This is a genomic window from Paraburkholderia sp. RL17-347-BIC-D (genome assembly GCF_046027915.1).
Classification (GTDB): domain Bacteria; phylum Pseudomonadota; class Gammaproteobacteria; order Burkholderiales; family Burkholderiaceae; genus Paraburkholderia.
Window position 1 is genome coordinate 248,141 of the sequence record NZ_JARESS010000012.1, and the last position, 6,339, is coordinate 254,479.

Genomic DNA, 6,339 nt, shown 5'->3' on the forward strand with positions numbered 1-6,339 from the left:
CGGCGCGCAGACTTCCAGCTGTGATCGAAGCCGGCATCATGCGCGCGAGCGCTCGAGCAACTCGAGGACTTCCTGGGTCGTGCCGGTTTCGCCGAGACGCGGAAAGATGCGCGTGATGCTGTTGGTGTGAGCGTCCGCATTGAGATCGGTCATGGCGTCGACGACGAGCGTGACGTTAAAGCCGAGTTCGTTGGCGTAGCGCGCGGTGGATTCGACACCGATGCTGGTGGCCACGCCTACGAGCACCACTTGCGTAACGCCTTGCTCGCGCAGATAGGCTTCGAGATCGGTGTTCGTGAACGCGCCCCAGGTGCGCTTGGTGACCCGATGATCCGACGGCTGCGCGTTGAGTTCAGGCACGAGGTCCGCGAACCCGGCCGGAAAGTCGCCGGCGTGGCGCGCCTGTTCCGCGCGGCCCGGCGCGCCGCCGGTCACGTTGACGAGCACCACGGGCAGGCCGTGGCGGCGAAACGCGTCGGCGATGACGGCCGAGCGCTTGACGACGTCGCCAGTGGGATGCGCGGTGGGCAGCGCGACAATACCTTGCTGCAAATCGACGACGATGAGTGCGGTCTTTGGGTCGAGCGTAGTGAATGCCATGAGTTGCTCCTGAGAGTTACGAGTCGATGAGGCGTTTGAGTAAGTCGACGCCGGTAGCGAGTTGTCGTTGCTCGGCCGCCGAGAAGCGCGTCTGGATGGTGCGAAACAGCCAGTCTTCGCGAGCCGCGCGGCTTGCCTTGATCTTCTTGCGAAAGGCGGGTGTGAGGGAGAGGACCGTTTGCCGCCCGTCGTTCGGATCGGGCGCGCCGCTGACGAGGCCGGCGGCTTTCAGAACCGAAAGCGTTTCGCCCATGGATTGCGGACGCATGCCGTGAGCACGCGCGAGCGCGGTGACCGTTGCCGGACCTTCGCGCTCCAGCAAGCCGAGGACCTGCACCTGTGAAGGAGTGAAATCGCCCAGATGCGACTCTTCGCGCAAGCGGCGGCGCAGTTTGCCGACCAGCACGCGCAGGTCTTCCGCGATGGCGTGCAGGGTTTCGGTATCGGCCGGTAAATCGGTCTTGCTCATGCCATGACAGATGTGAAGGTTACCTGCGAAGGTTACCTTCGTATCTGGTTGAAGTCAAGGTGAGGGGGTGGCGTGGGGAGAATGAAAGGAGGGCGAAGCGTGCGCCGTCCGAGACGGTATCAGGCTGCAAAGTCAGTCGTGCTCTTTGCGAAGACACGTTCGTACCTGGCGTCCGCATCGACCGACTCATGTGCGAAGGGCAGTGTTATGCATCTCGATCTTGCTTTCTCGATTTGTTTAACTATAGTGTTAAATATCAACCGTCAGGTTTACAAAAGGAGGCAATCATGAGCGAGCCGCTGTATCGTCCGTCGCTGGGATCCGCGGTGTACTACAAAGACCCGTTTGCAGCGCTCGACTGGCTCGAGCGGGCGTTCGGTTTCGAGCGCCAGATGGTCATCACGGACAACGACGGCCAGTTGGGCCACTCGGAAATGCGTTTCGGCGACAGCTACCTGATGGTCTGCCGCGAATGGTCGGAAAACGCGGCCAGTCCGGCGTCGATCGGCGGCAAGAACACGCAGTCGGTGCACGTGCAATTGCGTGACGGCATCGACGAGCATTGCGCCCGCGCGCGTGCCGCGGGCGCCGTGATTACGCGCGAACCGGAGGATCAGTTTTACGGCGACCGCGTCTACGCCGCTCGCGACCTGGAAGGGCACGTGTGGAGCTTCGGCCAGACGGTTCGCACCGTGTCGCGCGAGGAAGCCGAGCGCGTCAGCGGTCTGAAGATCGAAGGATGGGTGTAGCGCATGGCCCTGCCTGCGAGCGCCTCGCTCGACCGCACGCTGGCCGCGCTAGCCGATCCGAACCGGCGGCAGGTGGTCGATCTGCTTAGCCGTCAGCCGATGCGCGCCGGCGAACTCGCGCAAGCCACCGGCCTGTCGCCTCAAGCGATGAGCCGGCACTTGCGTGTGCTGCGTTCGAGCCAGTTGATCGAGGAATCGCATGACGGCGTCGACGCGCGCGTGCGCCTTTACGTGCTGCGCTCGACGCCGATGGCCGAGCTGAAGGCGTGGCTCGAACAGACCGAGGCCATGTGGGCCGGGCAATTGCTGTCGTTCAAAGCGCATCTGGAGGTACAGGGATGAGTTCGCGCGTGCAGGTGTCGTTGCGCGTGGCCGCCTCGCCGCAACGCGCGTTCGACGTTTTCACGCGCGAGATCGGCGCATGGTGGCGGCCTAATCAGCTCTTTCAGTTCACGCCGCAGAGCGCCGGCATATTGTCGTTCGAACCGGCTGAGCAAGCGGGCGGGCAGGGGCGCCTGATCGAGACGCAGGCGGACGGCAGCGTCTTCGAGATTGGCCGCGTCACGGTCTGGGAGCCGGGCGAGCGCCTCGCCTTCGGCTGGCGTCAGGCCAGTTTCAGCGACGCGCAACACACGCACGTCGAGGTGCGTTTCGAAGCGGTGGGCGACGAAACACGAGTGACCGTTGAACATCGCGGCTGGGATACCGTGCCGCAGGAACACGTGGCGCGCCACCATTTCCCCGATCGCGTGTTTCTGCTGCGGCACGGCGAATGGTGGCAAGCGTTACTGGCTTCACTGCGAACGGCCGTACAGGCGTCCGGACCGACTGGCTGAGCGCTCGGGCGTTCCAGCGACGCAAAGCCTCAGCGCGTGGCGATCGCGGCCGCGACGCCCGCCATCACCGTCGCGCTCGCGCGGTTGGCGATCTTCACGGCGCGCCGCGTGGTGAGCAGCTTGCGCGCTCGCGTGGCGAGCAGCGCCCAGCCGAAGTCGACGGCCATCAGCACGATCAGCATGGTGAGCGTGAGTTCGAACCACGCGACGGTGCCGATGCGCGACACGTCGATGATGGTCGGCAACAGCGCGAGGTAGAACATCATGATCTTCGGATTGCCGAGCGTGACGAGCAGACCCGCCACGAACATGCGCCACGGCGAGCGGGCGCTCGGCAATTCGCTGCCTTGCACATCGGCCGGCGCGCGCCACATCTTCCAGGCGAGAAACAGCAGATACGCCACGCCGATGAATTTGAGCACCACGAACACCATGCCGAAGCTGCGCGCAATCACTGCAAGTCCGGCCACCGCGCAGGTGAGCCAGAGCGCCTCGCCGATCCACATGGCGGCGAGAAAGGGCAGCACGTCGCGAAAGCCGTTGGTCAGCGCGCGCGCGACCAACGCGGCGATACTCGGCCCCGGCGTGCCGGCCGCGACGATCAGCGCGAGGGCGAAAACGAGCAAGGCGGTTAGCGTCATGACGATCTCCACGAATTTCAGTGCGCGCGCAAGCGCCGGTTGACGAAGCGCCACACTCCGCTCACGAGCAGCGAGCCGACGCCGAGCGCGACGCCCAGCAGCACGATCGAACTCATATGATCGCGCACCAGCGGCACATTGCCGAACAGATAGCCGGCCGCCACCAGCGATACGATCCACAGCGCCGCGCCCGCCGTGACGAACGACACGAAACGCGCGAACGTCATGCGCGAAACGCCCGCGACGAACGGCGCGAAGGTGCGCACCACGGCGATGAACGGTGACAGCAGGAAAGTCAGTCCGCCGCGTGCTTCGTAAAACGCGTGCGCCTTGCGCAGCGCGTTCTTGTCGAGCCAGCGATAGTCGGCGGTATAGACTTTCTCGCCGATCGCGCGCCCGATCGCATAGTCGACGATGCTGCCCACCACCGTCGCGGCGAACAGCACCGGAATCACGAACCAGACGTTCAGCGCGCCGGTGGCCGCGAGACCGCCGCAAATGAAGATCAGCGGATCGCCGGGCAGGAAGAATAGCGGCAGGAAGCCAATTTCGACGAACACGACGAGAAACAGCATCGCGTAGACAGCGGTGCCGTATTGCACGATCAGGCCGCTCAGGTGCTGGTCGAAGTGCAGGGCGACCTGCAGCACATGCATCAGATCCATGTTGGGTCGAAGGGAAATTCAGATCTTCAGGAGTTTAGTCCCGCAGCGGCGCGCTGACTTGTCTATTTCTCGGAGGTGATGTCAATATCGGGGCGTGTCGTCGAGAATAACCACCACAACACACCTGCGAAAACGCCCATGCAACACGCCACCGCTGTTACCTTCCGCTTTGCCGGGCCGCACGATGCGAACGCCATCCGCACGATCGAATTCGAAGCGGGGCAGCGCTTCCTCAGCGTCGATATGGCGGGCATCGCGGATGCGCCGCCGATGGACCTGGAACTCGTCGAGCGCAAGATCGCGGCGCGGGAAATCATCGTTGCCGTGGCTGCCGATGCAACGTGTGCCGGTTTTGTGATGTTCGAGCCGCAGGCCACGCGCATCTACGTGCAGGAACTCGATGTGCTCACTTCGCACGCGGGGCAGCGGATCGGCGCGGCGCTGATCGAGCAGGTCGCGCAAATTGCGCGCGCGCAACGACTCACGCAACTGATTCTGTCGACGTTTCGCGAGGTGCCGTGGAATGCGCCGTATTATCGGCGGCTCGGGTTTCGCGATATCGAAGAAGCCGAACTCGACGCGGCATTGATCGCGCGGCGCGACGCGCATATCGCGCGAGGACTCGACGAATCGAAGAGGGTGTTCATGCGGCGTGATCTTGCGTGATATGCGCTTTTTTTCAGGCATAAAAAACGCGGCGGGTATGACCGGAACATATCGTTCATGTCACACCCGCCGCGCGGTTTTTAGCGTACTGCCATGCATTTGCCGCTTTGACTCAGCGGCTTAACCTCCGTCGACCCCACGCATAGCTTCGCTTTTTTACAGCTTGCTGCAAGGCTTATTCCACGGTTTCCAGCGTCGGATAATCGATGTAGCCAGTTTCGCCGCGTGCATAGTACGTCGCCGGGTTCGGCTTGTTCAACGGCGCATTGGTGGCGAAGCGGCGCACCAGATCCGGATTCGCGATGAACAGTTGACCCCACGCCACCGCGTCCGCTTCACCCGCGTCGAGCACCTGTTGCGCGGTTTCCTTGGTGAACTTTTCGTTCGCGATGTACGGGCCGCCGAAGGCTTTCTTCAGTTGCGGGCCGAGACGGTCGTCGCCGAGCGCTTCACGTGCGGCGATGAACGCGATCTTGCGCTTGCCGAGTTCGCGGGCCACATAGCCGAAGGTGCCGGCCGGATCGGAATCGCCCATGGCGTGCGCATCGCGACGCGGCGCGAGGTGCACGCCGACACGGTTCGCGCCCCACACGTCGATACAGGCGTCGGTGACTTCGAGCAGCAGACGCGCGCGGTTTTCGATCGGGCCGCCGTAGGCGTCGGTACGCTTGTTGGTGCTGTCCTGCAGAAACTGGTCGAGCAGATAGCCATTCGCGCCGTGCACTTCAACGCCGTCGAAACCGGCTGCCTTCGCGTTTGCCGCGCCTTTGCGGAAGGCTTCGACCACGCCGGCGATTTCATCGAGTTCCAGGGCGCGCGGCGTCACATAGGGACGCTCCGGACGCACCAGGCTCACGTGGCCTTGTGCCGCGATCGCGCTGGGCGCGACCGGCAGTTCGCCGTTCAGGAACAGCGGGTCCGAAATACGGCCGACATGCCACAGTTGCAGAAAAATCTTGCCGCCGGCGGCGTGCACGGCGCTCGTAACGAGTTTCCATCCTTCGACCTGCTCCTGCGACCAGATGCCCGGCGTCTCGGCATAACCCACGCCCTGCGGCGTGACAGACGTCGCTTCGCTGATGATCAGGCCGGCGCTCGCGCGTTCAGCGTAGTACTTCGCCATCAGCGCATTCGGCACGCGGATTTCTTCGGCGCGTTGGCGCGTGAGCGGCGCCATGATGATGCGGTTCGGCAGCGTGATGTCACCAATTTGCAGCGGATCGAAAAGAGTCGGCATATGAGTTCACCTTTGGCCGAGGGCGCGCGGCCCGAGCCGAAAAAACTGCTTGATGAAAGAAGCGCGGCACTGCGAATAACAGCGCCTAGAACTGCGTGTTCATGTGCTCGAGGAACGCCTGGATGACGGCCTCGTTGCGTTTGAAAAACACCCATTGACCCACCCGCTTCGACGTGACGAGGCCCGCGCACTGCAAAGCCGCGAGGTGGGCCGACACGGTGGACTGCGACAAGCCGCAGTGTTCGTTGATCTTGCCCGCGCACACGCCGTAATCGAGCGGCAGTTCCTGGTCGCCGAAATGCGCGTACGGCTCGCGCAGCCAACCAAGAATCTCCCGGCGAACAGGATTGGCAAGCGCTTTGTGAATCGCGTCGATGTCGAGCGTCATTGGGTGGGTTTCAGGGTCATCAACAACAGCCAGTTGGGGGCGCCGGTTGGCGCCCCCACCACAGCATCGCTACAGGGGCTGTGTCTTA

Annotated in this window: 10 protein-coding genes; 4 read left to right on the forward strand and 6 right to left on the reverse strand. The window is 63.5% G+C overall.

Features of this window, described 5'->3' with window-relative positions; all coding sequences use genetic code 11:
* Nucleotides 1-36: 36 nt before the first annotated feature.
* Nucleotides 37-600 (reverse strand): isochorismatase family protein, encoded by a 564-nt coding sequence (locus P0D96_RS19000; RefSeq protein ID WP_408314781.1) that lies wholly within the window; start codon nucleotides 598-600, stop codon nucleotides 37-39.
* Between the two features lie 16 nt (nucleotides 601-616).
* The gene (locus P0D96_RS19005) at nucleotides 617-1,069 is read right to left on the reverse strand and encodes a MarR family winged helix-turn-helix transcriptional regulator (RefSeq protein ID WP_408177138.1); all 453 of its coding nucleotides are present in this window, start codon (nucleotides 1,067-1,069) and stop codon (nucleotides 617-619) included.
* Between the two features lie 287 nt (nucleotides 1,070-1,356).
* On the opposite strand from P0D96_RS19005, the gene P0D96_RS19010 reads away from it, so the two are divergent.
* Genes P0D96_RS19010 through P0D96_RS19020 form a run of 3 tightly spaced genes read left to right on the forward strand, consistent with a single transcriptional unit; the run spans nucleotide 1,357 to nucleotide 2,654 of the window.
* Entirely contained in the window at nucleotides 1,357-1,818 is a 462-nt protein-coding gene (locus P0D96_RS19010) for a VOC family protein (RefSeq protein ID WP_408314783.1), read from the forward strand.
* A 3-nt stretch (nucleotides 1,819-1,821) separates the two neighbouring features.
* Nucleotides 1,822-2,160 (forward strand): ArsR/SmtB family transcription factor, encoded by a 339-nt coding sequence (locus tag P0D96_RS19015; RefSeq protein ID WP_408314785.1) that lies wholly within the window; start codon nucleotides 1,822-1,824, stop codon nucleotides 2,158-2,160.
* Entirely contained in the window at nucleotides 2,157-2,654 is a 498-nt protein-coding gene (locus P0D96_RS19020; RefSeq protein WP_408281662.1) for an SRPBCC family protein, read from the forward strand. The genes P0D96_RS19015 and P0D96_RS19020 overlap by 4 nt, the downstream gene beginning before the upstream one ends.
* Before the next feature lie 29 nt (nucleotides 2,655-2,683).
* On the opposite strand, the gene P0D96_RS19025 is transcribed toward P0D96_RS19020, so the two are convergent.
* Both P0D96_RS19025 and P0D96_RS19030 read right to left on the reverse strand, forming a co-directional pair.
* On the reverse strand, nucleotides 2,684-3,295 hold the full coding sequence (locus tag P0D96_RS19025) for a LysE family translocator (protein WP_408281660.1): 612 nt from the start codon (nucleotides 3,293-3,295) through the stop codon (nucleotides 2,684-2,686).
* A 17-nt stretch (nucleotides 3,296-3,312) separates the two neighbouring features.
* Nucleotides 3,313-3,960, reverse strand: coding sequence for a VTT domain-containing protein (locus tag P0D96_RS19030; RefSeq protein WP_408177141.1), 648 nt, complete (start codon nucleotides 3,958-3,960; stop codon nucleotides 3,313-3,315).
* A 138-nt stretch (nucleotides 3,961-4,098) separates the two neighbouring features.
* Here P0D96_RS19030 and P0D96_RS19035 point away from each other — a divergent pair, with 138 nt between their 5' ends.
* Nucleotides 4,099-4,626 carry a GNAT family N-acetyltransferase gene (locus tag P0D96_RS19035; protein ID WP_408177142.1) on the forward strand — a complete coding sequence of 176 codons (528 nt, stop codon included), beginning with the start codon at nucleotides 4,099-4,101 and terminating at the stop codon, nucleotides 4,624-4,626.
* Between the two features lie 175 nt (nucleotides 4,627-4,801).
* Here P0D96_RS19035 and P0D96_RS19040 read toward each other — a convergent pair whose 3' ends face one another.
* Nucleotides 4,802-5,863 (reverse strand): alkene reductase, encoded by a 1,062-nt coding sequence (locus P0D96_RS19040; RefSeq protein WP_408281652.1) that lies wholly within the window; start codon nucleotides 5,861-5,863, stop codon nucleotides 4,802-4,804.
* An 85-nt stretch (nucleotides 5,864-5,948) separates the two neighbouring features.
* Nucleotides 5,949-6,251 carry an ArsR/SmtB family transcription factor gene (locus tag P0D96_RS19045; RefSeq protein ID WP_132382559.1) on the reverse strand — a complete coding sequence of 101 codons (303 nt, stop codon included), beginning with the start codon at nucleotides 6,249-6,251 and terminating at the stop codon, nucleotides 5,949-5,951.
* Between the last annotated feature and the right edge of the window lie 88 nt (nucleotides 6,252-6,339).

Excerpts from the sequence above, each read along its gene's own strand:
- P0D96_RS19000 (WP_408314781.1), bottom strand. The coding sequence starts at position 600 with ATGGCATTCACTACGCTCGACCCAAAGACCGCACTCATCGTCGTCGAT.
- P0D96_RS19005 (WP_408177138.1), bottom strand. The coding sequence starts at position 1,069 with ATGAGCAAGACCGATTTACCGGCCGATACCGAAACCCTGCACGCCATC.
- P0D96_RS19010 (WP_408314783.1), top strand. The coding sequence starts at position 1,357 with ATGAGCGAGCCGCTGTATCGTCCGTCGCTGGGATCCGCGGTGTACTAC.
- P0D96_RS19015 (WP_408314785.1), top strand. The coding sequence starts at position 1,822 with ATGGCCCTGCCTGCGAGCGCCTCGCTCGACCGCACGCTGGCCGCGCTA.
- P0D96_RS19020 (WP_408281662.1), top strand. The coding sequence starts at position 2,157 with ATGAGTTCGCGCGTGCAGGTGTCGTTGCGCGTGGCCGCCTCGCCGCAA.
- P0D96_RS19025 (WP_408281660.1), bottom strand. The coding sequence starts at position 3,295 with ATGACGCTAACCGCCTTGCTCGTTTTCGCCCTCGCGCTGATCGTCGCG.
- P0D96_RS19030 (WP_408177141.1), bottom strand. The coding sequence starts at position 3,960 with ATGGATCTGATGCATGTGCTGCAGGTCGCCCTGCACTTCGACCAGCAC.
- P0D96_RS19035 (WP_408177142.1), top strand. The coding sequence starts at position 4,099 with ATGCAACACGCCACCGCTGTTACCTTCCGCTTTGCCGGGCCGCACGAT.
- P0D96_RS19040 (WP_408281652.1), bottom strand. The coding sequence starts at position 5,863 with ATGCCGACTCTTTTCGATCCGCTGCAAATTGGTGACATCACGCTGCCG.
- P0D96_RS19045 (WP_132382559.1), bottom strand. The coding sequence starts at position 6,251 with ATGACGCTCGACATCGACGCGATTCACAAAGCGCTTGCCAATCCTGTT.